This is a genomic window from Polaromonas sp. P4_F9, assembly GCF_056401235.1.
Window position 1 is genome coordinate 97480 of sequence record NZ_JBFUJT010000010.1, and the last position, 25890, is coordinate 123369.

Annotated in this window: 20 protein-coding genes; 11 read left to right on the plus strand and 9 right to left on the minus strand. The window is 62.0% G+C overall.

Annotation, left to right across the window (positions count from 1 at the left end):
* The first annotated feature begins 26 nt into the window (after positions 1-26).
* Positions 27-2138, plus strand: coding sequence for a polyphosphate kinase 1 (gene ppk1 / locus AC1DUB_RS10975; RefSeq protein WP_477729549.1), 2112 nt, complete (start codon positions 27-29; stop codon positions 2136-2138).
* Between the two features lie 2 nt (positions 2139-2140).
* The gene (locus AC1DUB_RS10980; RefSeq protein WP_477729550.1) at positions 2141-2614 is read left to right on the plus strand and encodes a SixA phosphatase family protein; all 474 of its coding nucleotides are present in this window, start codon (positions 2141-2143) and stop codon (positions 2612-2614) included.
* A gap of 83 nt (positions 2615-2697) precedes the next feature.
* On the opposite strand, the gene AC1DUB_RS10985 is transcribed toward AC1DUB_RS10980, so the two are convergent.
* The 4 genes from AC1DUB_RS10985 to AC1DUB_RS11000 all read right to left on the minus strand — a co-directional run bounded on the left by AC1DUB_RS10985 (position 2698) and on the right by AC1DUB_RS11000 (position 6600).
* Entirely contained in the window at positions 2698-3156 is a 459-nt protein-coding gene (locus tag AC1DUB_RS10985; protein WP_477729551.1) for a hypothetical protein, read from the minus strand.
* Positions 3157-3253: 97 nt separating this feature from the next.
* The gene (ppx, locus tag AC1DUB_RS10990) at positions 3254-4753 is read right to left on the minus strand and encodes an exopolyphosphatase (RefSeq protein WP_477729552.1); all 1500 of its coding nucleotides are present in this window, start codon (positions 4751-4753) and stop codon (positions 3254-3256) included.
* Between the two features lie 78 nt (positions 4754-4831).
* Positions 4832-5977, minus strand: a complete 1146-nt coding sequence (locus AC1DUB_RS10995) for an ABC transporter substrate-binding protein (protein ID WP_477729553.1) — start codon at positions 5975-5977, stop codon at positions 4832-4834.
* A 140-nt stretch (positions 5978-6117) separates the two neighbouring features.
* Entirely contained in the window at positions 6118-6600 is a 483-nt protein-coding gene (locus AC1DUB_RS11000; RefSeq protein ID WP_477729554.1) for a fasciclin domain-containing protein, read from the minus strand.
* Positions 6601-6814: 214 nt separating this feature from the next.
* Here AC1DUB_RS11000 and pstS point away from each other — a divergent pair, with 214 nt between their 5' ends.
* The 7 genes from pstS to phoR all read left to right on the plus strand — a co-directional run bounded on the left by pstS (position 6815) and on the right by phoR (position 13574).
* Positions 6815-7834 carry a phosphate ABC transporter substrate-binding protein PstS gene (pstS, locus tag AC1DUB_RS11005; protein WP_477729555.1) on the plus strand — a complete coding sequence of 340 codons (1020 nt, stop codon included), beginning with the start codon at positions 6815-6817 and terminating at the stop codon, positions 7832-7834.
* 57 nt (positions 7835-7891) lie between these two features.
* The gene (gene pstC / locus AC1DUB_RS11010) at positions 7892-8923 is read left to right on the plus strand and encodes a phosphate ABC transporter permease PstC (protein WP_477729556.1); all 1032 of its coding nucleotides are present in this window, start codon (positions 7892-7894) and stop codon (positions 8921-8923) included.
* Positions 8920-9780: a phosphate ABC transporter permease PstA gene (gene pstA, locus AC1DUB_RS11015; protein WP_477729557.1), complete on the plus strand. Its 861-nt coding sequence runs from the start codon at positions 8920-8922 to the stop codon at positions 9778-9780. Before pstC ends, pstA begins: the two co-directional genes overlap by 4 nt.
* Positions 9781-9824: 44 nt before the next feature.
* Positions 9825-10616, plus strand: coding sequence for a phosphate ABC transporter ATP-binding protein PstB (gene pstB, locus AC1DUB_RS11020; RefSeq protein ID WP_477716894.1), 792 nt, complete (start codon positions 9825-9827; stop codon positions 10614-10616).
* 166 nt (positions 10617-10782) lie between these two features.
* A complete protein-coding gene (phoU, locus tag AC1DUB_RS11025; protein WP_477729558.1) occupies positions 10783-11484 on the plus strand; it encodes a phosphate signaling complex protein PhoU in 702 nt (233 codons plus the stop codon).
* 6 nt (positions 11485-11490) lie between these two features.
* Positions 11491-12219, plus strand: coding sequence for a phosphate regulon transcriptional regulator PhoB (gene phoB, locus AC1DUB_RS11030; RefSeq protein WP_477729559.1), 729 nt, complete (start codon positions 11491-11493; stop codon positions 12217-12219).
* Positions 12216-13574: a phosphate regulon sensor histidine kinase PhoR gene (gene phoR, locus AC1DUB_RS11035; protein ID WP_477729560.1), complete on the plus strand. Its 1359-nt coding sequence runs from the start codon at positions 12216-12218 to the stop codon at positions 13572-13574. The genes phoB and phoR overlap by 4 nt, the downstream gene beginning before the upstream one ends.
* Here phoR and AC1DUB_RS11040 read toward each other — a convergent pair.
* From AC1DUB_RS11040 to trxA, 5 genes are all read right to left on the minus strand, one after another.
* Complete coding sequence (locus AC1DUB_RS11040) at positions 13562-14929, minus strand: MATE family efflux transporter (RefSeq protein WP_477729561.1); 1368 nt, start codon at positions 14927-14929, stop codon at positions 13562-13564. The two genes, phoR and AC1DUB_RS11040, sit on opposite strands and share 13 nt — an antisense overlap.
* Positions 14926-16716, minus strand: a complete 1791-nt coding sequence (locus AC1DUB_RS11045) for a hypothetical protein (RefSeq protein ID WP_477729562.1) — start codon at positions 16714-16716, stop codon at positions 14926-14928. Before AC1DUB_RS11045 ends, AC1DUB_RS11040 begins: the two co-directional genes overlap by 4 nt.
* A 141-nt stretch (positions 16717-16857) precedes the next feature.
* On the minus strand, positions 16858-17139 hold the full coding sequence (locus AC1DUB_RS11050) for a type B 50S ribosomal protein L31 (RefSeq protein ID WP_011483184.1): 282 nt from the start codon (positions 17137-17139) through the stop codon (positions 16858-16860).
* A gap of 278 nt (positions 17140-17417) precedes the next feature.
* Positions 17418-18680 (minus strand): transcription termination factor Rho, encoded by a 1263-nt coding sequence (gene rho, locus AC1DUB_RS11055; protein ID WP_477716888.1) that lies wholly within the window; start codon positions 18678-18680, stop codon positions 17418-17420.
* Positions 18681-18971: 291 nt separating this feature from the next.
* Positions 18972-19304 (minus strand): thioredoxin TrxA, encoded by a 333-nt coding sequence (trxA, locus tag AC1DUB_RS11060; protein ID WP_011483186.1) that lies wholly within the window; start codon positions 19302-19304, stop codon positions 18972-18974.
* A gap of 174 nt (positions 19305-19478) precedes the next feature.
* Between trxA and AC1DUB_RS11065 the strand changes: the two genes are divergently transcribed.
* Together AC1DUB_RS11065 and AC1DUB_RS11070 are read left to right on the plus strand one after the other, a co-directional pair.
* Positions 19479-22070 (plus strand): PD-(D/E)XK nuclease family protein, encoded by a 2592-nt coding sequence (locus tag AC1DUB_RS11065; protein ID WP_477729563.1) that lies wholly within the window; start codon positions 19479-19481, stop codon positions 22068-22070.
* A 285-nt stretch (positions 22071-22355) separates the two neighbouring features.
* Positions 22356-25655 (plus strand): UvrD-helicase domain-containing protein, encoded by a 3300-nt coding sequence (locus tag AC1DUB_RS11070; protein ID WP_477729564.1) that lies wholly within the window; start codon positions 22356-22358, stop codon positions 25653-25655.
* The last annotated feature ends 235 nt before the right edge of the window (positions 25656-25890 follow it).

The window sequence follows — 25890 nt, forward strand, 5'->3', positions numbered from 1 at the left end:
TTTGATTACAAAGACTTGTCTTGTTGATGTCTGATTTGCTCCCTTCATTTTCTTTGCCTGCTCAACCCCACGATGCTGCGCGACCTGTCAGGTTTCTCGACCGTGACCACAGTATTCTGGCTTTCAACGAGCGGGTGCTGGACTGGGCCAGGCGCCCGGATGTGCCGCTGCTCGAGCGCTTGAGGTTTTTGTGCATTGTGTCGTCCAACCTGGACGAGTTTTTTGAGGTTCGCGCGGCACCTCACCTGACGGCGGCCCAGGGCAACGAACAAAAAGGCCTGTACACCGTAGAGTCCTTCGCGGCCCTGTCGGCTGCCGCGCATGACATGGTGGCGCGCCAGTACTCCCTCTACAACGACGATCTGATGCCGGAATTTGAGCGGCTGGGCATTCGCGTCGTCTCGCACGGCGAGCGCAACGCCGCCCAGCGTCGCTGGGTGAAGGCTTATTTTGAAAGGGAAGTCCGGCCGCTGCTGGTGCCGGTCGGGCTCGACCCTTCCCATCCCTTTCCGCAGGTGGCCAACAAGTCACTGAACTTCATCGTCCGGCTCGGTGGCCATGATGCCTTCGGGCGCCAGAACGAAATCGCGATCGTCAAGATTCCACGGGTATTGCCGCGCATGATCCCCATGCCAACGCCCGGCGCCAACAAGGGCAGGCTGTTCGTCTCGCTGTCCAGTGTGGTCCGGGCGCATCTGACGGAGCTGTTTCCGGGCCGTGAGGTCGGGCAGTTTTCCCAGTTCCGCGTGACCCGGCACTCCGACCTGGCGGTGGACGAAGACGATGTGAAGAACCTGCGCACGGCCCTGCGCCAGGGCTTGGAGCAGCGCCATTATGGCCAGGCTGTCCGGCTGGAAGTCGCGGCTGGATGTTCGGAATACCTGGCGAACTTTTTGCTCAAGCAGTTCGACTTGCCGGAGCTTTCCCTCTACAGGGTCCAGGGGCCGGTCAATCTGGTGCGGCTGACCCAGCTGGTGGATCTGGTCAATGATCCCAAGCTGCTTTTCCCGCACTACAGCGCCAGCTACCCCACGCAGTTGCAACCCGGGCAATCATTTTTTGAGCAGCTCAAGCAGGGCGATGTGTCCATTCATCAGCCCTTCGAGAGTTTCGATGGTGTTCTGGCTTTTTTACGCGAGGCGGTCAACGACCCGCAGGTCCTGGCAATCAAGCAGACCATTTACCGCACTGGCTCTGATTCCGAACTGATGCTGTTGCTGCGGGAAGCTGTTCGGCGCGGCAAGGAAGTCACCGTCGTGGTGGAGCTCAAGGCACGCTTCGACGAGGAGGCCAACATCAACTGGGCGGAGATGCTGGAGTCGATTGGTGCGCAGGTGGTTTACGGGGTGGTGGGCTTGAAGACCCACGCCAAGATGCTGCTGGTCACCCGCCGCGAGGGCCGGCATCTCGTGCGTTATGCACACCTGTCTACCGGCAATTACAACCCGCGCACGGCACGCCTGTACACCGACATCAGCTACCTGACCGCCGATCCATTGCTGACGCTGGACATGGACAATGTGTTTGTGCACCTGGCCAGCCAAAGCCGCCTGCCCAAGTTGCATCACCTCTGGCTGGCGCCGTTTCAGCTGCAGCGCAAACTGATTGAAAAAATTGACGCACTGGGTGAAGCGGCCCTGCAGGGCAAGGATGCCCGGCTTGTGGCGAAGATGAATGCGCTGACCGACGAAGACTTGATGCTGGCCCTGGTCAGGGCCGGGCAGCGTGGCGTAAAAATAGACCTGATCGTGCGCGGCGCCTGCATGCTGCCCGCCCAGGTTCCGGGCGTGACGGACAACATCCGGGTCCGCTCGGTGATTGGCCGGTTTCTGGAGCACTCGCGGGTGTTTTATTTCCGCTGTGCCGCGGAAGAATCGCTCTATCTTTCCAGCGCAGACTGGATGAACCGCAACATGCTGCGCCGCGTAGAGCTGGCCTGGCCGGTTATCGATCCTGTCATTCGCCAGCGCATCATCGATGAATGCCTGGTGGCCTACTTGCATGATGGGTGCGATGCTTGGGACTTGCAGCCTGATGGTACCTACCTGCGGGTGGATCAACGTGCCAAGGCAGGAGGGCACGGTGCTCAAGCGGCCCTGATGGCGCGTTATTTGCCAGCCCACCAAAGGGAAAAATAGCCATGGACCTCATCTTGTGGCGTCATGCGGAGGCGGAAGACTGGCCTGAAGGTGATCCCGAGGGAGGCAGTGATCTGGACCGGTCGCTCACGTCACGAGGAGAGAAGCAGGCGGCCCGTATGGCCGGCTGGCTGGACCGGCAGCTCCCGGAAGGCGCGCGCATCCTGGTCAGCCCGGCGCGGCGCTGCGAGCAGACGGTGCTGGCGCTGGGGCGCAAGTACAAGATACGGACCGAACTCGCACCGGATGCAACGCCCGCGCAGTTGCTGGAGCTGGTGCAATGGCCCCTGAGCCGGTCGCCCATCCTGGTGGTGGGGCATCAACCTACCTTGGGGCAGACGATTGCCCAACTGCTGGGGCTGCAGGAGAGCGATTGCCCCGTCAAAAAGGGCTCTCTCTGGTGGCTTCGCAACCGCGATCGTGACGGCCATAGCCAGACCGTCGTGGTCACCGTGCAGTCGCCTGAAGTGCTTTAAAAGGGGGCTCTAAGGGCGTGCCGGGAGGAAGATCGTTCGACGGCGTTCGACGGCGTTCGACGGCCGCAGTCAGCGTCCTCTGCTTAACTGGACAGGGTCGGGCGGCCAGTCTTGATGGCCGGAACCTGCTCCAGCGCCATCAGGAAGGCGGCATCGGACAGGGCTGCCAGGGCTTTGATGCCGGCGCGCAGCACTTCGCTTTTTTTGGCTGGGCGGGTTAACTGGGCTGCACGCTGTTTGAGACCCTCAAGCACCAGGTATTCGGCTTTGGGAATGGTAAAGCTGTCGCGTACCAGTTTGGGTTTCTTGGGCTTGGCTGCCTTGTCAGGCTTTGCTGCCGTCAACACCTTGGACAGCGGCGCTTTCGCACCAGCTTTGGCGCCAGTTTTTGCACCAGCCTTTTTGGCAAGGGGAGCGGGGGATAGGGGCTTGCCCGCGGCGGCTTTGCGGATAGGCGATTTTTTCAGCGCAGGCTTGGCCATCTTTGGCTGGGCCGGGCTCCTGGTCGCCGGTGATGCAGAAGCTTTTTTCGAGGTTGCCATGAGTTTGTCCTTTTGAATAAACGATATAAACCGTATATACAGTTTATACCGTTTAAAAAAGAGCCGTCAAGACCCCTGCCGCCAAGGCTTGCGCGGTCTACAGGCCGGAGACGATCAGGGTCCACGGCGTTTTTTGCCAGGCCAGCACTTCTTCGCGCAGCAAATGGGCCGATTGAGGAAAGGCTTCAGCCCAGCCCGGTCTGCAGTTGAGCACAAAAATCCGGCCGGGCTCTGCACCGCATTCGAGCTGCAGGCCCTTGAGGTCAGGGTCTCGCCGGGCATGACACAAAATGACGGCCACGCGCAGGCAAAGCAGCTGCTGGATAAACACCCGGTCTTCAAAGTCGACTTCCAGTTTGCGCAATTTCCCGCGATGGCCCAGCACGAGCAGGCTCAGCCGGTGCAGTTCGGGCAGCGCAAAACCGGCCGCGTCGGCATTGTCCAGAATATAGGCGCCATGCTTGTGGTAGTCGCTATGCGAAATCTGGCTGCCAATCTCATGAAGCTGTGCGGCCCACTGCAGCTTGCGCTGGAAGCGTTCCAATGCCGCATCGGGCAGGCCCGCACCAGCCATCAGGAACAGATGCTGCGAAACTCTGCTGACGCGCTGGGCCTGCGCAGCGTCTGTATCGAATTTGCTGGCCAGGCGCTGGACGCTGGTGGAACGCAAATCGGTCAAATCCTGCTCCCGGTCGAGCAGGTCATAAAGCACGCCATGGCGCAGGGCGCCCTGGGCTGTTTCCATCTGTTCAATGCCCAGCAGCCCGAACACAGCCCGCAGCACGCTGACACCACCACCGATGACGGCGCGCCGGTCATCCCTCATGCCGTCGAGCTTGAGGCGGTCGGCACTTTGCGCCTTGATCAGGCGATCCAGCAGCCAATCGAGGCCATCGCGCGTGACCAGGCCGGCAGGCCAGCCTGAGGCGGTCAGTACATCGCTGACGGCGCCTATGGTGCCGGATGAACCATAAGCGACATCCCAGAAGCCCGGCTGGTAGGCATTGACCGCCTCATCGAGCACCGCTTTGGCCGCGATTTCGGCCATTTCGAAAGCACGGGGCGTGAACTGCCCGTGCGGAAAGTATTTCATGGACCAGGCCACGCTGCCTACGCGGTAAGACTCCATCGTGAGTGCCTCCAGGTCCTTGCCCACGATCATCTCGGTGGAGCGACCGCCGATGTCCACGACCAGCCGGCGTTCATCCGACTGCGGCAGCAGATGGGCTACGCCCTGGTAAATCAGCCGGGCTTCTTCGTGGCCTGAGATGACATCAATGGGGAATCCCAGGATCTGGTGGGCTCGGGCCAGAAATTCTTCCCGGTTGCGTGCTTCCCGCAAGGTTTGCGTGGCTACGGCCCTGACTTGCGTCTTCTTGAACCCCGCCAGCCGCTCGGCGAAGCGGGCCAGGCAGTCCCAGCCGCGCTGCATGGCGTCCAGCGTCAGGTTGCGGTCGCCATCCAGCCCGTTGCCCTGGCGGACCGTTTCCTTGATGTATTCCGTGCGGTGCACCCGGCCGTGGTCAAAGCGGCCAATTTCAAGGCGAAAGCTGTTGGATCCCAGATCCACAGCCGCGAGCAGTGTTCCATTTTGCATGTCTGAGTTTCTTTTTCCGGGCCCAGCATAGCATTCACGCGGCACTCGCATCGGCACTTACCTCGGCGTTCCTGCCGCTTAGCCAATCAGCCGGCCATCGACGGTCATCATGCTTTGCGTGACATAGCTGCCGCTTCTGCGCTGCGGGTTGAAATTGATGCGAAAGCCTCCTATGTCCATGCTGGAGCGTCGCTGAAAGGCGGCCAACGTGCTCTGGCGCGTCAGCGGGCCATCAATGTCATGGAGCACTTCATAGGTGTACCTGGCAGCAATGAAGCCGGCCAGGCTCAACGGGGCGGGGGGCTCGTCAAACAGGCGTGCGAGCGTATCGCGGTAACTTCTGACCACGGGGAGGCTGGCATTGACCAGCGGCACCGGCTGGGTTGCAATGACCGGTGTGTTGCGCGCCGCGCCCATTTGCAGCATGGTCTGCAGGTTGACGTCGGCCAGCGCGACGATGTAGCGTTGGCGTGCCTGCTTTTCCAGGCCTTGCGTGAACGCGGCAAGTTCGGGTGTGCCTCCCACAAAGAGAAGCACAGCCGGTGTGCTGGGCGTCAGCTTCTGGCCGAGCACGCGCAAGTCCCCGTCGCCCTGAAACGACTGCAGCTGGAGCTGCATACCGGCAGCAATGCGTTCGACCTCGACGCGGTAGGCCGCGTGGTCCTTGGCAGTCGCATAAATTGCGCCCAGTTCCTTCAGGCCCATGACCGACAGGGTTTTGAGTGCATAGGCAATCTGTTCCTGGCGCGCCGCGAAAATCGGGAATGTCTTGTCATCGATTTCGAGGCTGGAGTTTTGCAGCCAGGGCGCTGCGTGAGCAATATCCAGACCCCCCTGGCGCGATGGGGTAGCGATTTGGCTGGCGATCTGGTCGCCGACACTGYCGGAGAGGACGACGCAGGATGGATTGTCCCGGACAGAGTCGAGTGCCGCGCGCAGGCTGGCTGGCGTGCCGTCGGTTTCGAGCGCAAGGTGCTGCACCTGCCGGCCGCGTATGCCCCCGCGGGAGTTGATGTCCTGCCAGGCGGCGCGTGACCCGATCAGGAAGTCTTTGGACACGTCCTGTTGCGCGGGCGAGAAATCAACCACCTGTGCAACGACGACGCTGCGTGATGCAGCCGGTTTGCCAGGCTGCGCCCAGCCCGTCGTGGCCGCACCCGCCGTCAGCATGCTGGCACGCTGCAGCAATTGGCGACGGCTGATGACTGGATTTTGTGAAGACATGAGTGAATCCCCAAGCGGGGCAGTTCCCGCCGTCCGGTTTGAAATGCTATGGAATTTGAAGCGGCCAGCGCTGTTCCAGCGCTGGCGTTGGCCTGGAACAGCCGGGAGACAAGGCCCTCGAGCCTTGTGGTGACTTGGCGTTAGCGGGTCGCAGGAGGAATCAAAACGCTGTCGACGATATGCACCATACCGTTGGTCGCAGAAATATCGGCGGTTTGAACCATGGCTTCTTCCACCGTGACGAAATCACCCGCTTTGGAGATCGCGACATTGGCGCCATTGACGGTTTTGCTGTTGCCATTTTTGACGTCGGCAGCCATGACCTTGACGGGCAGTACATGGTAAGTCAGCACGGCCTTGAGTTTGGCTGGATCCTTGGCAAGATCGTCCATGGTTTTTGCCGGAACCTTGGCGAAGGCCTCATTGGTAGGCGCAAAGACGGTAAAGGGGCCCGTACCCTTGAGGGTGTCCGTCAGTCCTGATTTGGCGACCAGGCTGGTGAGGGTGCTCAATTGCGGTTTGGCGGCGATAGTGTCCGCTACCGATACCGGGGCGCTGGAAGTAGCGCAGCCGGCGAGGGCGGCAACGGTTGCGGCGACGAACAGAATGCGGAAATTGGGCATGGAAATTCTCCTGATTAAGACAACGCCAAGCGTAGGAGCAGTCGATGACAGATCCGTGACGAAAATTTGAAGGTTTTGTGACAACGCCGTGGATTGCCATGCATTGACCCGGGAAAGTGTCTGTCACATCGTTGTCACACAAGTTTTTTACAGTTCGTGCATCTTTCCTACCAACCCAAAAGGTGTTTCGATGAAATTGAGTTTCAAAGCTTCCATGACTGCTGTGATGGGTGTTGCCGTCATGTCGTTTGCCACGCTGTCGGCGGCACAGGATGTCACGGGCGCCGGAGCCAGTTTCCCCGCTCCGCTGTATTCCAAATGGGCTGCTGACTACAACAAGGCCACCAGCATCAAGATTAATTACCAGTCGGTCGGCTCTGGCGCGGGTTTGCGGCAGATTGAGGCCAAGACCGTGGACTTCGGCGCATCAGACGCGCCCCTGAAGGATGAAGAGCTCGCCAAAAAAGGGCTGGTGCAGTTTCCGACAGTGATTGGTGGCGTGGTTCCCGTGGTCAATATCAAGGGCATCGCTCCGGGCCAACTGAAGCTGAGCGGTCAGGTCCTGGGTGACATTTACCTGGGCAAGATCACCAAGTGGACCGACCCCGCCATCAAGGCGATGAATCCTGCGCTGGCCTTGCCGGATGCGGCCATTGCGCCGGTCCGCCGCGCTGATGGTTCGGGTACCAGTTTCATTTTCACCAATTATTTGAGCAAGGCCAACGCCGAGTGGAAGGCCAAAGTGGGTGAAGGCACGGCTGTGAACTGGCCGGTGGGTGCTGGCGGCAAGGGTAACGAGGGCGTCGCTGCATTCGTCGGCCGTCTGCCCAACTCGATTGGCTACGTGGAGTATGCCTATGTCAAGCAGAACAAGATGACGTTTGCCCAGCTGAAGAATGCTGCCGGCAATTTCGTGTCGCCGGATGATGCGGCATTCAAGGCTGCTGCTGCAGGCGCTGAGTGGTCCAAGAGTTTTTACCAGATCCTGACCGAGCAGCCTGGCAAGGATGCATGGCCCATCACGGGCGCCACCTTTATCCTCATGCAGAAGGCGCAGGACAAGCCCGCGCAGGCTGCTGCCTCGCTCAAATTCTTTGAGTGGGCTTACAAAAATGGCGACAAGATCGCCGATGACCTGGACTATGTGCCCATGCCCGCCAGCGTGAAGGCGATCATCGAAAAATCATGGGCTGACATCAAGGACACGTCGGGCAAGGTTGTTGCTTACAAGTAAGCCTGCTGCTTAGCCTGTTTTCCCTGAAAGTGACGACGAACCATGGGGGTTTTTTAAGTGTCCTCTACACTTCCGGCTAGCCGGGCCGCTTTTGATCACCCGGCGAATGCGACCGGACGTGACATGACCAATCCTCCTCCTGTAAAGGCAATGCGCAGAAGCTCCCTGGCAGACCGGCTTTTCGGCTGGGCTGCCCAGGGGGCGGCACTGCTGACGCTCGGTTTGCTGATCGGTATTTTGTTGTCGCTGATCGTCGGAGCGTGGCCAGCCATCAGCAAGTACGGACTCGGGTTTTTGACCAGCAGCGTCTGGGACCCCGTCAAAGACGAGTACGGCGGACTGATCATGATTTATGGCACGCTCGCCACGTCGCTGATTGCCCTGGTGATTGCCGTGCCCGTGAGCTTTGGTATCGCGCTGTTCCTGACCGAGCTGTCGCCCGCCTGGCTCAAAAGGCCTTTGGGCACCGCTATTGAACTGCTGGCCGCCGTGCCTTCCATCGTGTACGGCATGTGGGGCCTGCTGGTGTTCGGGCCCATCCTCGCTACCTACGTGCAGCAGCCGCTGCAAGGTCTTTTCAGCAATGTGCCTTATCTGGGGGCACTGTTTTCGGGGCCGCCGGTGGGTATTGGCATATTGTCGGCCGGCATCATTCTCGCGATCATGATCATTCCGTTCATCGCTTCGGTGATGCGTGATGTGTTCGAGGTCACGCCGGTGCTGCTGAAAGAATCGGCTTACGGCCTCGGATCCACAACCTGGGAAGTGGTCTTCAAGGTGGTGCTGCCCTACACCAAAGCCGGCGTGGTGGGTGGCATCATGCTGGGCCTGGGGCGTGCGCTGGGCGAAACCATGGCGGTCACCTTCGTGATCGGCAACTTCAACCAGCTCGATTCCCTGAGCCTGTTTCAGGCAGCCAACAGCATCACGTCAGCGCTGGCCAATGAGTTTGCCGAGGCGGCTGATGGCTTGCATCAGGCTGCATTGATCTACCTGGGCCTGGTGCTGTTCTTTATCACTTTTGTGGTGCTTTCGCTGTCCAAGCTCCTGTTGGCCCAGTTGAGGAAAAACGAGGGAGCCAAATCATGAGTGCCGTGATGCATGATGCGCGCCTGGCCAAGTTTGCCCGCCGCAAACGTGTCAACCAGATTGCGCTGGTGCTCTCCCTGGCGGCCATGTCGTTCGGGCTGTTCTGGCTGTTCTGGATTCTGTGGGAGACGATACGCCTGGGCATCGGCGGCATTGTGCTGGCGACCTTCACCGAAATGACGCCCGCGCCCAATGAATCCGGCGGCATTGCGAATGCGCTGTATGGTTCGTTCCTGATGGTGCTCCTGGCGACGTGCGTTGGCACACCGATCGGCATCATGGCCGGCATTTACCTGGCTGAGTACAACACCAAGGGTTGGCTGGCATCGGTCACACGCTTTGTGAACGATATTTTGCTCTCGGCACCCTCCATCGTGATCGGCCTGTTTGTGTACGCTGTGGTGGTGTCGCGCTTCAAGTCCTTTTCAGGATGGGCCGGTGTGATAGCGCTTGCATTGATTGTGATTCCGGTGGTGATCCGGACCACGGAAAACATGCTTCAGCTTGTTCCGGCCGGGCTGCGCGAGGCTGCCTACGCGCTGGGTGCGCCCAAATGGAAGGTGATCACCAGCATTACGCTCAAGGCGGCCCGCTCGGGTGTGGTGACCGGCATCCTGCTGGCCGTAGCGCGTATCGCGGGGGAAACAGCGCCTTTGCTGTTCACGGCGCTCAACAACCAGTTCTGGACATCGGATCTGAGCCAGCCTATGGCCAGCTTGCCGGTGACGATTTTCAAATTTGCCATGAGCCCGTACGAGAACTGGCAGCAACTTGCCTGGGCTGGCGTGTTCCTGATCACGCTCGCGGTACTCGGCCTGAATATTCTGGCGCGTATATTGACGCGCACCAAACATTGATGGGCTGACCGACGGTCGACCCACATACCAAGACAAGGTCAAAGATGGATACCCTCACTGCCTCACGCGAAAAGCTGGCCGAGAAATCGAAAATATCGGTCAAAAACCTCGACTTTTATTACGGGAAATTTCATGCCCTCAAAGGCATCAATCTGGAAATTCCCGAGAAAAAAGTCACGGCCTTCATTGGCCCCTCGGGCTGCGGAAAATCCACCCTGCTGCGGATCTTCAACCGCATGTATGAACTTTATCCCGAGCAGCGTGCGGAGGGGGACGTTACGTTTGACGGGGAAAACCTGCTGACCTCCAAAAAGGACGTGGCGCTGATCCGCTCCAAGGTCGGTATGGTCTTTCAGAAGCCCACGCCATTTCCCATGTCGATTTATGACAATATTGCTTTTGGGGTCAAGCTGTTTGAAAGCCTCAACGCCTCGGACATGGACGAGCGGGTCGAGTGGGCATTGCGCAAGGCGGCTCTCTGGGGGGAAGTCAAGGACAAGCTGAACCAGAGCGGTTCCAGCCTGTCCGGAGGCCAGCAGCAACGGTTGTGCATTGCCCGCGGTATTGCCATCAAGCCCGAGGTGCTGCTGCTCGATGAGCCTTGCTCGGCGCTGGACCCTATTTCCACGGCCAAGGTGGAGGAACTGATTGCCGAGTTGAAAAACGACTACACGGTGGTGATCGTCACGCACAACATGCAGCAGGCCGCCCGCTGCAGTGATTACACGGCCTATATGTACCTGGGCGATCTTGTTGAATTTGGTGCCACGGAAGACCTCTTCTTCAAACCCAAGCGTAAAGAGACGGAAGACTACATCACCGGCCGTTTCGGATGAACAAAATTGCCCCCTGTCTCGGCTCACTGCGTGTAGCCGGAATCCCCCTCAGGGGGACGGCGCCTGCGGCCCGGCAAAGCCGGTTCCGCGACGCCCGCTGGCTTGGCGCAGAGCGCCTCATGCGTTGCGGTTCTGATTGCAGCGGCGAATAATCCAAAGGGAAAATATGCCTGATAAACACCTATCCACTCAGTTTGACAGCGAGCTCAACGGCGTGTCCTCGCGTGTGATGGAGCTCGGCGGCCTGGTTGAATCCCAGATCCGTCTGGCCATCTATGCGCTGTCGCAATTCAGCACCGAGAGCGCCAACCAGGTGATAGAGGCTGAGGCGCGTGTCAATGCAATGGAAATCGACATTGACCGCGAGCTGTCTTCCATCATTGCCCGCCGACAGCCTACTGCCCGCGATTTGCGCCTGCTGATCGCGATTTCAAAGACCACGGCGAACCTGGAGCGTGCCGGCGATGAAGCCGAAAAAATCGCGCGCATGGTCAATTCGATCATTGACAGCGGTTCGGCACGCGTCCTGCCGTCGTCAGATCTTCGCGTTGCCGCAGAACTGGCTTCCGGCTTGCTGCGCAAGGCGCTGGACGCCTTCGCCCGGCTTGATACCGCTGCGGCGGTATCCATCCTCAAGGAGGACGACCTGATTGACCAGGAGTTTGACGGTTTTGTGCGCAAGCTGATCACCTACATGATGGAAGATCCGCGCACCATTTCGGCCAGCCTGGATTTGCTGTTTGTCGCCAAGGCCATCGAACGTGTGGGCGACCACGCCAAGAATATCGCCGAGTTCATCATCTATATCGTCAAAGGCGCGGATGTCAGGCATACCTCCATGGACCAGATCGAGTCCGCCGTCAAGTAAGGCCGCATGAAACACCAAGCCCGCATACTGATTGTTGAAGACGAGCCAGCGATTGCCGAACTGATTGCGGTCAACTTGAGGCATGGCGGTTTTGAACCTGTTGTCGTGCAGGACAGTGTGGCGGCCCAGCGCGAACTCGACGCCGTGCTGCCCGATGCCATCCTGCTCGACTGGATGCTGCCAGGGCAGAGCGGCCTGGCGCTGGCGCGCCATTGGCGCAAGCAGGTACGCACCAAGGCCATTCCCATCCTGATGCTGACCGCCCGCGGCGATGAGCCTGACAAGGTTGCGGGCCTGGATGCCGGTGCCGACGACTACATCACCAAGCCGTTTTCGACGCAGGAGCTGCTCGCCCGTATTCGCGCAGTGCTGCGCCGCCGTGCACCCGAGTCGGTGAACGACAGCGTGACGGTGGGGGCGCTGGTGCTGGATGCAGGCACCCATCGTATTTCGTTCCAGAACCAGGAACTGAAGTTGGGCCCCACGGAGTTCAAGTTGCTGCATTACCTGATGAAGCATGCGGAGCGTGTGCACAGCCGCAGTACCTTGCTGGACAAGGTGTGGGGTGACCATGTGTTCATTGAAGAGCGTACGGTGGATGTTCACGTGAAGCGCCTGCGGGAAGCGCTGGGCGCTGCCGGTGCGATGGTCGAAACCGTTCGCGGGGCGGGCTACCGTCTGACAGCGGCGGCGAGCGCCAGTCGGGTCGCTGCTGCGGCACAATCCGGCACATGATCAACCGCTGGATTGCTTTTGCCGCCTGCATGTTGGCCGGTGGAGCCCTGGGTTGGTGGACTGCAGCGAAGGGTGGACTCGCGTGGAGTCTGGGTGGGGGCCTCGCACTGGGCGCTTTGGTCTGGTTGATGATCGACAGCCTCTACATGGGGCGACTTCTCCGGTGGCTGCGTACCGAACAGGGCAGGGATGTGCCGGCAGTGATGAATGGCCAGGAGCTACCCCGCTTGCCCGGTGTCTGGGGGGAGGTGGTTGACCGGACCCGCCGGCTGCTCAAGAACCGCGATCAGCAGTTGCAGGAAAGCCAGGCGCGCCTGGACGAGTTTCTGGCGGCCATGCAGGCTTCCCCGAGCGGGGTGGTGTTGCTGGATGCGCAGGGACGCATCGAGTGGTGCAACCAGATGGCAACCCAGCATTTCGGTTTCGACGCGCAGCGCGACGTGATGCAGCATATTGCCAACCTGGTTCGCGAGCCTGCCTTCAAGGCCTACCTGGCCTCGGGCAATTATTCGCATGACGTGGTGATTCCTGGCAGCCTGAGTACACCGGCGCGACCCGTGAAATTGTCGGTACATGTGCACGCTTACGGCAAAGACCGCAAGTTGCTGCTGTCGCGGGACATCACCGCCGTCGAGCTGGCGGAAGCCATGCGCCGGGATTTCGTGGCCAATGTGTCGCATGAGATCCGCACGCCGCTGACGGTGTTGTCCGGCTTCATCGAAACCCTGCAAACCCTGCCGCTGGAGGAGCCGGAGCGCGCCCGTTACCTGGCGCTGATGGCGCAGCAATCCCAGCGCATGCAAACGCTGGTGAGTGACTTGCTGACCCTGTCGCGCCTGGAAGGAAGCCCGTTCCCCGGCGCCAATGACTGGATCACCACCGGTGCACTGCTGGCCCAGTGCGAGCAGGAGGCCAGGGCGCTGTCGGCCGTGATTACGCCGCAGGGGCATCAGCTGGAGTTTGACCCGGGGCCGGCCTGTGAGATCGCGGGCGTGCAGACGGAGCTTTACAGCGCCATGTCCAACCTGGTGACCAATGCCGTGCGCTACACRCCGGAGACRGGCCTGGTCAGCGTCAGCTGGACGCTGCTCAAGGATGGGCGTGGCCAGTTTCAGGTCAGGGACACCGGGCCGGGTATTGAGCCCGAACACGTGCCGCGTCTGACCGAGCGCTTTTACCGCATTGACCGCAGTCGTTCGCGTGAAACCGGCGGAACGGGCTTGGGTCTGGCCATCGTGAAGCATGTAGTCCAGCGCCACGGCGCTGAACTGCATATCGAGAGCCAGCCGGGGCACGGTTCGCGTTTTTCAATCATTTTTCCGGCGGCACGCATACGCCGGGCTCACACTGCCTGAATTTTCTGAAGGCTTGCCCGCTGGCTCTGCCGGACGGCGTGCCACAGCAAACCCAGGAGGCAGGTGGCTACCAGTCCGATGGCGATGGTGCTGGCAGCCCAAAAACTGCCGGCCGATTGCGTGGCGGTCCGGCCTGCAACACCTTCATAGGCGAGCTGGTAACCGCCAAACAGACCCAGCCCCCACAGCAAAACTCCATACAGCATCAGCGGCGTGAGCGTGATGCGGTAGCAACGCAGCAAAAATGCGCACAGCGCCTGGGTTGCATCGGCCACATGATAAAAAGCCACCCATACCAGCAGGGATGATGCGAGGGAAATGATCGCCGGGTTGCCCGAATACCAGCCTGCCAGTAACTTCCCTGCTACCGAAATAGTAGCGGCCAGCGCGAGGGCCGCCAGGCCTGTGAGTTTCAGGCCCAGAACAACTACCCGCGTGGCGTAGTCAGGCCGTCCGGCACCCAACCAGAACGACACGCGCGCACTGCAGGCAATGGCCATGGACAGCGGCATCATGTAAAGCACGGCCGCCACACTGGCCGCGATCTGGTGGCTTGCCGAGGCCGTGGTTCCCAATCGCGCGATGAACAGCGCCATCAAGGTAAAGGAGGTCACCTCCACCAGATAGGCCAGTCCACCCGGAATACCGAGCCGGGCAAAGCCGCGAATCTGCGGCCAGTCGGGCCGCTCCATGCGTCGCCAGAGGCAAAACGGCTTGTACAGCGCTTGCGAGCGCAGCATCACCAGCGCCAGTACCAGCAACAGGTAGTTGACGGTCAGCGTGGCCCAGGCACAGCCGGCGGCACCCATGGGCGCGACGCCGCCACCGCCGGCCACCAGCCAGACTGAGAGCGGGATTTTGACCGCCAGGGCACCGACCTGAAGCCAGGTGACCAGGAGCGGTTTGCCCAGCGACTGGTTGAAGGTGCTGTAAACCCGGAACAACAGCGAGGGAAGAAAGCCGAAGGCCAGAATGGCGAGATAGTGCTGCACTTCATCCTGCATGAGTTCGGGCACCTGCGCCCAGCGCAGCAGCGGGCCGGGAAACAGCAGCGCAGCCATGCCGACGGCAGTGATCAAGCTGCACAGGTAAAGACTTTGCCGCAAGGATCTGCCGACAGCTTCGTATTCGCGGGCGCCCCGCATCTCGGCCCAGATGGGCAGCAGGGCCTGGACAATGCCAATCAGCCCGACGTAAACACTGATGTAAATGGCCGACCCTACCGACAGCGCTGCCAGGGCCTCGTCGCTGTAGCGCCCGGCGATCACGGTGTCTGCCACGCCAAAGGCCATCACGGCCAGCTGGCCCACCAGCACGGTTCCCGCGTGCTGGCTGATGATTTTGAGTTCGCTCAAGGGTGGGTAGGCGAGCTGGCTGGCTTGGCCGCCCGGGCCTGTGTATCTGTGCTGACCCGTTTGAACACCAGGACATTTTCGTTTTTGTCCGTTGGTCTGCGTACGGTGGCCAGGAACGCCCAGTCCGGCATATTCACGGTGCTGCTGAGGGTCGACTGGGCATCGACATCCACGACGAGGTACGGACAGCTCGCATGAGGCGTCGCCTGGCGCAGCTCCAGCTGGCCGTGGTACTGCAGCCCGGCAGCCTGGGCGCTGTCCACCCCATAGATCTCGATGCAGGCTTTTTTGTCAACCAGGCTGGCGATCTGCCGCGACATCGGTGCATAGCTGCGCGCATAGTCGAGCAAGGGCATCCAGAGTGTCATCAGCAGCAACCAGCAGAGGGTGGCGCCGCCGGCAGGCAGGACCATCGACTTCCAGATGGCTGCGCGCTGTGCACCGGCCCGCCATTTGACGAGCCAGGTCCACGCCAGCGTGGCTGCCACTGCTGCCAAAAAAGCAAACCACGAAAAGCTGGGTTCGAATCCCGGCGCCAGCTTGGCCACATTGGCCGCGGGTTGCCGCGGCACGCCGGTTTGCATGGCAATCCAGACCACCCAGATGATGGTGGCGCAGCCCGTGAAAAAAAGCAGCGTGAACCAGTCAATCAGCGAGGCCCAGCTACGCTTGAGCGTTGGCAGGGAAAATGCCGCCAGTGCCGCCAGCGGCGGCAGGCTCAGCAGCAGACTGCGGTCGGAGGCTGTGGTGGTCAGCGTGGCGGCCACAGCCATGCCCGCGAACCACAGGGGAAGGGCCACGTGGCGGCTCGCCAGCTGTCTGCGCCAGCGCCACAGTGTCCACAGCGCCAGCGGCCATGTCGGCCAGGTGAACCACAGCAGCAGACGACCCAGCCGGCGCCAGTCTCTCCAGGCCGGTTGATCACTGGCGCCGGGCAGCTGAATTCGCCAGCGCCAGAGGTCCAGCTTGTACGCCAGCAGTGCGGCCAGCAGCGTGGCGCCGGCAATCAGCAGCACCCAATGCCAGGACTGCCGCCTGCTGTCAGCGTCGGCTTGGCTGCCCTGGCTGTCCTGGTTGTAGCCCCAGCGAAGATGAGTCCCCTCGACCAGCACGCCACCTACGCCCAGCAGCAGGGCCAGTGTAGGGGCGCCGCTCAGGGTAAGTCCTGCAAGACCGATCAACAGGCCCAGTGCAGGGCCCCGAATTTTGGTCGCCCGGCGGTACGGGCTGGCAGACATTGCGTAAAACACCAGGGCCGTAAAGCCCAGCTGCGCCAGCGCGGGGGTCGTCTCGTGAGACAACTGTGCCAGGCCCAGGCTGGCAATCAGCGCCAGCAAACCGGCGTCTGCAATGGCGCGGGCGTAGTCCACCGGGCCGGCTTCTCCGCCGAAGGCAAAGGCTACCGGCTGCGCTTGCGGGCTGCGGGCCAGGTAGTAGATGGCGTACCAGGTGGTGAGCAGCGTCAGGACCAGCAGCAGGCCGAACGGAATGCGCACGGCAAGGGCCGGGTCCAGAAAAGGCAGGCATTTGATCGCGAGGGCGCCCAGCCAATAGGGCACAAGTGCTTCAAAATCGGTGACCTGTCCGAGCAGCTGAGGCTGCAGCCAGTTGGCCGCGCTGGACGTCAACTCCCGCATGACGCCGAAGGCGGCGATGTCCTCGTATTTCCACGGACCGCGGCCAAAAAATCCCGGCAGCACGTAGGCCGCGCAAAACAGCAACAGCGCCAGCCGCGGCAGGCGGCGCACGGCAGACTGGGCAATGATGGCGGGCGAAGGTTTGTTCAAAACGGTTTGGTGCTCAGGAAAGATGTCTGCAGGGGGGCCGGATAGCGATTTTCATGGCAAGTAAGGGCAGTTTTAGCCGAAAAAAAAGCAGCCTGAAATTCAGGCTGCTTCTTGCAGGCTGGCGAAAGAATGTTTCGCAGCTTACTCGGCAGCTGGTGGCGTTGCCTCTTTGGCAGCGGTTTTGCCGAAGCGGTTGCGGAATTTCTCAACGCGACCACCCATGTTGTCCACGGATTTTTGGGTACCGGTGTAGAAGGGGTGCGATTCGCTGGACGTATCGAGCTTGTACAGGGGCAGTTCGCGGCCGTCTTCCATCTTCACCATTTCTTTGGTGTTTACGCAGGAGCGGGTCACAAACTTGAAGTTGTTGGACAGGTCCAGGAAACAAACTTCGCGGTAGTTGGGGTGAATGCCTTCTTTCATGATCTTTCCTTATTCGTTGCGGGAGCCACTCAAGCCATTCCTGGGCACTTTCCGCTAAGCCTAATATTATGGCATGAAATCAACCACTTACAGCGGTTTTGGCCTCATGAGGGGTGATTTTGTGGCGAAAGCAGCTCCGGGGGCTTCGAAGGGCTTGGATTTAACCCAGCCGGGGCCGCGGAACCGGCGTGGCCGGGCCGCAGGCGCAGCGGCCCCCTCGGGGGGCAGGAAGCTACACGAAGTGAGCGACCGTGGGGGCCATAGTTGGCGAGTCGGCTTTAGCCGCCTCGCCGCATCATGTCAAAGAATTCGTGGTTGTTTTTCGTCGCTTTCATGTTCTTCAGCATGAGCTCCATGGACTCGATTTCATCCATGTTGTACATGAATTGACGCAAAATGCGCGACTTTTGGAGAATTTCGGGCGCCAGCAACAGCTCCTCCTTGCGGGTACCGCTGCGGTTGAGGTGGATGGCCGGGAACACGCGTTTTTCGTACAAACGACGATCCAGGTGAATCTCGCAGTTGCCGGTGCCCTTGAATTCCTCAAAGATCACCTCGTCCATGCGGCTGCCGGTATCGACCAGCGCCGTGCCGATGATGGTCAGGCTGCCGCCTTCTTCGATTTTGCGGGCTGCACCAAAGAAACGCTTGGGGCGCTGCAGTGCATTGGCGTCGACACCGCCGGTCAACACCTTGCCCGATGAGGGCAGCACATTGTTGTAGGCACGGGCGAGGCGGGTGATGGAGTCCAGCAGGATGACCACGTCCTTGCCGAGCTCGACCAGGCGCTTGGCGCGCTCGATCACCATTTCGGCCACATGCACGTGGCGCGCCGCGGGTTCGTCGAAGGTGGAAGAAATCACTTCGCCGCGCACGCTGCGCTGCATCTCGGTGACCTCTTCAGGACGCTCATCCACCAGCAACACCATCATCACCGCTTCGGGGTAATTGGCGGTGATGGCGTGGGCGATGTTCTGCATCATCACCGTCTTGCCGGATTTGGGCGGCGCCACCAGCAGGGCGCGCTGCCCTTTGCCGATGGGGGCAATGATGTCGATGATGCGGCTGGTCAGGTTTTCTTCGGCCTTGATGTCGCGCTCGAGCTTGAACTGCTCGCGTGGGAACAGCGGCGTCAGGTTCTCGAACATGACCTTGTGCTTGTTGTCTTCCGGCGCACCGTCGTTGACTTTGTCGAGCTTGTTCAGTGCAAAGTAGCGCTCGCCGTCTTTGGGGGTGCGCACTTCGCCTTCGATCATGTCGCCGGTGTGCAGGTTGAAGCGGCGGATCTGGCTTGGGCTGATGTAGATGTCGTCGGTGCTGGCGGTGTAGCTCGAGTCGGGCGCACGCAGAAAGCCAAAACCGTCTGGCAGCACTTCCAGCACGCCATCGGCGACGATGGTTTCGCCGGTTTTTGCCCGCTTCTTGATGATGGCAAACATCAGCTCCTGCTTGCGCATGCGGCCAACGTTTTCGATCTCCAGGGCTTCGGCCTGCTTGAGGACTTCAGACACGTGCAGTGCCTTGAGTTCGTTTAAGTGCATGGAATTACTCCTTGCGGAGTTCATTTAAAAAACGGGGGAGGTTTGAAAAGAAGCCGCAGAGGAGAAAGGCTTACAAACCGGGAACTCGAACCAGCCGGTAACAACCGTCTGGCGAATAAAGCGCATTATGACAGGAAAATCAGGATGTAAATCGGGGGTATCGAGGCGTCCCCGGCAGGCGCCCGGGGCGCGGGCTCAAAGGGACAGGGGATTTGCGCTGGGCAAGAAACAAGCCAGTGCCGGATCAGGAAACCGGGGCAGGCCCGGTTTCCTGATGGCAATGCGAAATGTTCAGGCCAGTTGCTGGTCGATGAACGCGGTCAACTGGGCCTTGCTCATGGCGCCAACTTTGGTGGCCGCCAGCTGGCCATCCTTGAACAGCATCAGCGTGGGAATGCCGCGAATGCCGAACTTGGCGGGAATGTCGCGGTTTTCATCGACATTCATTTTGGCGATCTGCAACTTGCCGTCATAGCCGGTGGCCACTTCGTCAAGAATGGGGGCAATCATCTTGCAGGGACCGCACCACTCGGCCCAATAGTCCACCAGGACGGGCGTCGAGGATTTCAGCACGTCGGCTTCAAAAGTGGCATCGGTGGTATGTTTGATCAATTCGCTCGCCATGACGGCTCCTTTGGTCTAGTTACGAGATACGGCTAAAGTTGCAGTCATTGTGTCAGAAAGCAAGTAACCGGGTCGCTTATGCAGCCGCTATGGCCCCGATAGCCGTCCTCTGAAACATGCCCTGCGTATCGCTCGCCGTCCGTTTTTCCTGTTTCCGAGTTCCCTGATCAATCCATGCCGCCAGAGACCCCAAAGACCGCTGATATCGCCGGGAACGCCGTGACTTCCCCGGATGTGCTCTGCTGGCAGCGCGTCATGGCGCAACTGGCCGCGACGCTGAAAGCGCGCAATGTGCATCCCGCCGAGGCTGTGGTGCTGCTGCCTTACGTGCAGTTGATACAACAGGCGCGGCAGGCCTGGGCAGCCGCCGCAGGCGAGACTTTTTTTGTGCCACGGTTTGAGACCACCATGAACTGGGCCAGCAGCCTGGGTGGCACGCTGGGGCTTTTCACGCCATCGGGCGACGATTTGCGCATGGATGTGGCGGTAGACATGCTGACTGCCGCCTCGCTGCTGGAGCGGGCCGGTTTGGGGGCGCAACAGGACGCACTCGCCGGGCGACTCGTCGACGCCGCATGGAGCCTGGCGCGGGTGGCGGCGGCCGTGTTGCCCGCGGAGCGCCAGGCCTGGAGCCAACGCCTGGCCGTCTCGCTGCAGGCTGGCCAGGATTCCCCGGTGCTGGCGCTGGAAGCAGCTGTGGGACAGATTGCGCTGGCTTGGGCGGCGACCTCGGCCTACGCATCCGATCGCCTGTTCCAGGCCCGGCCGGCGCTGTTTGCAGTACTCGAGGGCTTTCAGGCCGAACCGCTGACTGACGCACTGAAGGCGCATTTTGGAGAGCGGGCTGTCTCCATTGCGCTCTGCCTGCCGGAGGACCTGCTGGCCAGGGGCGAATTCCCCTTGCCGTCGCTACACGCCGCGACGGACGCCGAAGACGAGGCCTGGCGGGCCGCTGCCTGTGTGCTGACGCACCTGGCCGAGGGGCGCAGTCCCGTCGCGCTGATTGCTCAGGACCGGCTCCTCACGCGCCGGGTTGGCGCCATGCTGGCCGAGCGCGGCATCGCGATGCGCGACGAAACGGGCTGGAAGCTGTCCACCACGCGTGCTGCGGCCAGCCTGATGGGCCTGCTGCGCGCCATGCCCTGGGACGCTTCCACCGATGCGGTGCTGGACTGGCTGAAGAACGCGCCCGCATTCAGCCCAGGCGAGGTAACTGCAACGGAAATCGAACTGCGCAAGGCCGGCCTGCGCGCCTGGCGCGATTTGCCCGCCACGCCGCAGCCGGCTTTCGCCGCCATCCAGCAGCTCGCCCCACGGGTGGATGGGCTGCGCAAGGCCTTGGCCCGCGCCCGTCCGCTGGCCGTGTGGCTGCGCGACCTGCGCGCCGCCCTGCAGTCAGCGGGGCAGTGGGAGGCACTGGCGCTCGATGAGGCCGGCCAGACGGTCCTCGACGTGCTCCGTCTGCACGAAGGCGCCGAGGCGGAGTTCGACAGCGCACCCACGATGACGCTGGCTGTCTTCACCAGCTGGGTTAACCAGGCGCTGGAGGGTGGCAAGTTTTCCCCCGAGCATCCACAGGGCGAGCAGGTGGTGATCCTGCCGCTGGCGCAGCTCCTGGGGCGGCCCATGCAGGCAGTCGTGTTGCCGGGCTGCGATGAAATCCGCCTGCCGGTTTCGCCCGAGCCTGCGGGTCTCTGGACACCCGGACAGCGCGAAGTGCTCGGCCTACCCTCGCGTGAAACCCTGGCCGGGGCAGCCCGCCAGGCTTGGCACTATGCCTTGCAGCTGCCGCATGTGGATTTGCTCTGGCGCACCAGCGAGGGCGGTGAGCACCTGATTCCCAGTGGGTTTGTGCAGGAACTGCTGCTCGCCCAAGTCGGGCATGGTGCCGGGCATGGCGAAAGCCCGGCCCTGGCGAGCGACGCCCGCCGTTTGCGCGCCATCGCCGTGCGACCCACGCCGCATCCCATGCCCACGGGCGAGGCCCTGCCGGTGACCCGGCTGTCGGCCAGCGCCTATGAAGACTTGCGCCGCTGCCCCTACCGTTTCTTTGCGCTGCGCCAGCTCAGGTTGCAGGAGCCCGAGGAACTGGAGGGCGAACTGGGCAAGCGCGACTTCGGCAATTGGCTGCACAGCTTGCTGCACCACTTTCATGAAGCACTGAAAGCGGCCCCAGCCCAGGATTTACCTGCGCGGGTAGCCATGATCAATGCAGCGGCAGAGCGGGCCACGCAGGAGCTGGCCCTGAGCGACAGCGAGTTCCTGCCGTTCGCCGCGATCTGGCCGCGCGTGCGCGAGGGCTACCTGGCCTGGCTCACCGATCACGAGGCGGTGGGCGCCCGTTTTGAGGAGGCGGAAGCCGAGCGTGAAATGCCCCTGGGCAAGCTGCAGTTGATCGGCAAGCTGGACCGCATCGACCGCCAGGCCGATGGCCACACGCTGCTGATTGACTACAAGACCGAGCCGCGCACAGTGACGGCCGAGCGCATCAAGGACGGGCAGGAAGACACCCAGCTGGCGTTTTATGCCGCGCTGATGGATGACGACACGCTGGCGGCCGCTTATGTCAACCTCGGCGAGAAAGAGGCCACCCGCACCTACGGGCAACCGGAGATCGTGGGCCTGCGCGACGCGCTGATTGACAGCATTCTGACCGACATGGGCCGCATTGCGCGCGGCGCTCCGCTGCCTGCATTGGGCGAGGGCAAGGCCTGCGAATACTGTGCGGCGCGGGGCCTGTGCCGCAAGGATTTCTGGAATGAGTAGAGCCCCCACGCTTGTCACTTCGTGTACTACGCGAGGCCTTGCAGGCCGCGGCTCGCGAGACGCTTCGCCTCTGTCGCCCGTCCAAAGCTGCGCAGGCAGCTTTGGAGCCGCGGGCTCCAGCCCCTCGGAGGCCGCTGCGCCTGCGGCCCGGCAAAGCCGGTTCCGCGGCCCCTGTTGGTATGGGATGCCTGCGGCTCGGCCCTGCGACGGGCTCAGGGCAGGCCAAGGCCGGTTCCGCTGTCCCTGCTGGGATGGGATGCCTGCGCCCGTCAGGAGGTTCGGGCGATGAAGGTCGTCCATCATGCCGCCTACGAGTGCAACGGCGAGCCGATTTCCGCTGACGCGTTCTACGCCATTGCTTGCGACCCGCGCCGCAGTGTCGCGGTCGAGGCGTGCGCCGGCGCCGGTAAAACCTGGATGCTGGTGTCGCGCATCGTGCGCGCTCTGCTGGACGGTGCAGGGAGCGATCCCGATGCGCAAGTTCGGCCCCACGAAATACTCGCCATCACCTTCACCAAAAAGGCCGCTGGTGAAATGCGTGAACGGCTGGACGACTGGCTCAAGGTTTTTACCCACGCCGACGATGCCATGCTGCAGCGCGAGCTGGAAATACGCGGTGTCCGGTTTGGAGATGCAAACGAAAAAGGCCTGAAAGCTGCGCTTGAAATGCGCAAGCGGCTGTCAAATTTATACCGTTCCATCCTGACCAGTGGGCGTTCGGTGCAGATCCGCACCTTCCACAGCTGGTTTGCCGCCTTGCTGCGCAGCGCGCCCGTGGCCGTGATGCAAAGGCTGGGCCTGCCGGTCAATTACGAACTGCTGGAGGACGATGCCCCGGCACGCGCGCTGGTGTGGCGGCGGTTTTACGCCGCGGTGGCGGCCCATGATTCGCTGAAGGCGGACTTTGAGGCGGTGGTGCTGACACATGGCCGTTTCCAGACCGACAAGGCCCTGCAGACCGCACTCGACAAGCGCACCGAATTCACGCTGGCCGACGAGCAGGGCGTGATCGATGCCTCGGTGCTGCCTTTTGGCGTGCAGTACCCTGACTTCGCCGGGCTGGATGCGCCCGGGGAATGGCTGGTCCATCCCATGCGCCGCCAGACTCTGCTGGAAGCGGCGAAGGCGCTGGGCCGGGCCAGTGCCCCCACCTTCTCGGCCAAGGGCGTGGAGCTGATGCAGGCCCTGTCGGCGGAGGATATGGATATGTCCGCCGTTTTCGGTGCGCTGCTGACCGAGAAGGGAAGTCCGCGCAAGTTCGGCGTGAAAATCGCCGGCATCGACATCGTGCGGCAGGCGCAGGACCTGGCGCTGCGCGCGATGGCGGCCTGCCAGCAGCATGAGGCCTGGATGCACCAGCAACGCATGGTCCGCCTGACCCGTGCCCTGATCGCGCAGTTCACCGGCCTCAAGCGCGAGCGCGGCTGGGTCGACATGAACGACGTTGAGCGCGCGGCGCTCGTCATGCTGGGCGACCCGGTCCTGTCGGGCTGGGTGCAGGAGCGGCTGGATGCGCGCATCAAGCATTTGATGATCGATGAGTTCCAGGACACCAATCCGCTCCAGTGGCAGTCGCTGTATTCCTGGCTGATCGGTTATTCCGGCGCCGGGTCGGCGCCCAGCGTGTTTCTGGTGGGCGACCCCAAGCAAAGCATTTACCGTTTTCGGCGCGCCGAACCACAGGTGTTCCGCGCTGCGCAGGCCTTTGTGGTTGAGGGCCTCGGCGGCGACCTGCTGAGCTGCGACCACACCCGCCGCAATGCCGAAGGGGTGATTGACATGGTGAACGCCGCCATGGTCACGGCTCGCGAGGCTGACGGGTATGAGGGCTTTCGCGAGCACACCACGGCGTCCGGACAGGCCGGTGCGACGGGACGCCTGCCGCCAGTACCGAGGCAGCCGAGGCAGAAAGACACGGGTGAAGCAGCTCCGGATGGTCTGGATTCGGGCTGGCGCGACAGCCTGACCACGCCGCGCGAGTTGCCCGAGGAAACCCTGCGCACGCGCGAGGCGCGGCAGGCCGCCGCATGGATCTCCGGGCAGTTGGCCAGCGGGCTCAAGCCGTCCGGCATCATGGTGCTGTCGCGCAAGCGCGCCGGTCTGCTGCCCTTGCAGGATGAGTTGCGCGCGCTGCACATTCCAGCGCAGATTGGTGAAAAAACCGACCTCATCGACTGCTGCGAGGTGCTGGACATTGTGGCGCTGCTGGATGCGCTGGTGTCGCCGCAGCACGACTTGTCGCTGGCGCGTGCACTGCGCTCGCCGCTGTTTGGCGTGGCCGATACCAGCCTGGTGCAGCTTGCCCTGCTGCAGCGTGAGCTGCGGGTTTCGTGGTACCAGGTGCTGCAAAAAACAGAGCTGCTCACCGGCGAGTTACAAGGGCTGGGCGCAATTTTTATTCGATGGAAGGGCTGGCTGGACCAGCTGCCGCCGCATGACGCGCTACAAGGCATTTACGACGACGGCGATGTGCTGGCGCGTTTTGCGGCTGCCGCACCGGCCGCCCAGCGCAGCACCGTGCTGGCCAACCTGCGCGCGCTGCTGGGTGTGGCGCTGGACCGCGACGGCGGGCGCTATGCCACGCCCTATGCCTTTGTGCGGGCGCTGAAGGCGGGCGGCACGCTGGCCCCTGCAGCCGTCAGCAGCGATGCCGTCCGGCTGTTGACCATTCACGGCGCGAAGGGACTGGAGGCCGATGCCGTGCTGCTGCTGGATACCGACACGGTGGAGCGCAATGCCGACAGCATGGGCGTGCTGGTCGACTGGCCCGGCGAAGCTGCCGCGCCGCATAAATTCGTGTTTTTGGTCAGTGAAAGCCGGCCGCCGGCCTGCGCGGAAGAGCTGCTGGCCGCAGAACTATTGGCGCGCAAGCGTGAAGAGCTCAATGCACTGTATGTGGCCCTGACCCGGGCGCGCCACACGCTGGTGATCTCGTCAATTGAACCGCACCGCGAGACCAGCGAAAGCTGGTGGCAGCGCCTGCGCGGGCTGGTCAGCGAGTTGCCGGCGCCGGTGGCTGAGTCTGTGGTTGAATCCGCTGGCGCTGTGGATAGCCGCGTTTTCTACCTGCCCGAGCTGCCCGTCTTGCCCGACACGGCGACCCCCAGGGCCCTGGCGGCGTTGCCTGGGCAAGAGGACAGCGCCGTTGCCCGTGTCGGCAAGGCCATGCACCGCATGCTGGAATGGGGCGCGCCGTTTTCCGCTCAGCAGGTGGCGGCTGTCACGCGTGAATTTCACCTCAGCCCGGCGCAGGCCGGGCGGGCAGCCGAGCTGGCGCGGCGCATTGTGACGGGTGAGGGCGCCTGGGCCTGGAACCCCGAGGTGGTGGCTTGGCAGGGCAACGAGGTTGATCTGGTCTACCAGGGCCAGCCCCTGCGGCTGGACCGTCTGGTGCAGCGCAAGGACGCCGGCCACGAGGGCCATTGGTGGGTGCTGGACTACAAGTCGGCCGGCGCGCCACAACTGCAGCCGACCTTGCTGGCACAGATGCAGGCCTACCGCGCGGCGGTGCAGCAGATTTACCCGGCGGCCATGGTGAAGGCCGCTTTCCTGACGGGATCGGGAACGGTGGTGGAACTTTCCTGACCGGGCTGGTGCATTGCGCGGAGCGATGCGCGGCCAGCCTGCAATAATTGAACCAATGGTCAGGCAATGGCCAGGCTGGCGGCGTACCGCCCCTGGCCGGAGTTACACACCTTTTTGCGCTGTTGTCCTTGATTTACGGGCTTCCAGATCAAGAGCAGAGAGCGGAGTAAAACCGTGACAGCTTGTGCCGCACGAAATGGCCCCGGTTCGCTGCGGCTGCGGCCACTATTTGACC

Coding starts and splice junctions, on each gene's coding strand:
- AC1DUB_RS11000 (WP_477729554.1), bottom strand. CDS start 6,600: ATGCCCAATTTCCGCATTCTGTTCGTCGCCGCAACCGTTGCCGCCCTC.
- pstS (WP_477729555.1), top strand. CDS start 6,815: ATGACTGCTGTGATGGGTGTTGCCGTCATGTCGTTTGCCACGCTGTCG.
- AC1DUB_RS10985 (WP_477729551.1), bottom strand. CDS start 3,156: ATGGCAACCTCGAAAAAAGCTTCTGCATCACCGGCGACCAGGAGCCCG.
- phoB (WP_477729559.1), top strand. CDS start 11,491: ATGAAACACCAAGCCCGCATACTGATTGTTGAAGACGAGCCAGCGATT.
- phoU (WP_477729558.1), top strand. CDS start 10,783: ATGCCTGATAAACACCTATCCACTCAGTTTGACAGCGAGCTCAACGGC.
- AC1DUB_RS11070 (WP_477729564.1), top strand. CDS start 22,356: ATGAAGGTCGTCCATCATGCCGCCTACGAGTGCAACGGCGAGCCGATT.
- AC1DUB_RS11050 (WP_011483184.1), bottom strand. CDS start 17,139: ATGAAAGAAGGCATTCACCCCAACTACCGCGAAGTTTGTTTCCTGGAC.
- ppk1 (WP_477729549.1), top strand. CDS start 27: ATGTCTGATTTGCTCCCTTCATTTTCTTTGCCTGCTCAACCCCACGAT.
- AC1DUB_RS10980 (WP_477729550.1), top strand. CDS start 2,141: ATGGACCTCATCTTGTGGCGTCATGCGGAGGCGGAAGACTGGCCTGAA.
- rho (WP_477716888.1), bottom strand. CDS start 18,680: ATGCACTTAAACGAACTCAAGGCACTGCACGTGTCTGAAGTCCTCAAG.
- AC1DUB_RS11065 (WP_477729563.1), top strand. CDS start 19,479: ATGCCGCCAGAGACCCCAAAGACCGCTGATATCGCCGGGAACGCCGTG.
- pstA (WP_477729557.1), top strand. CDS start 8,920: ATGAGTGCCGTGATGCATGATGCGCGCCTGGCCAAGTTTGCCCGCCGC.
- pstB (WP_477716894.1), top strand. CDS start 9,825: ATGGATACCCTCACTGCCTCACGCGAAAAGCTGGCCGAGAAATCGAAA.
- ppx (WP_477729552.1), bottom strand. CDS start 4,753: ATGCAAAATGGAACACTGCTCGCGGCTGTGGATCTGGGATCCAACAGC.
- trxA (WP_011483186.1), bottom strand. CDS start 19,304: ATGGCGAGCGAATTGATCAAACATACCACCGATGCCACTTTTGAAGCC.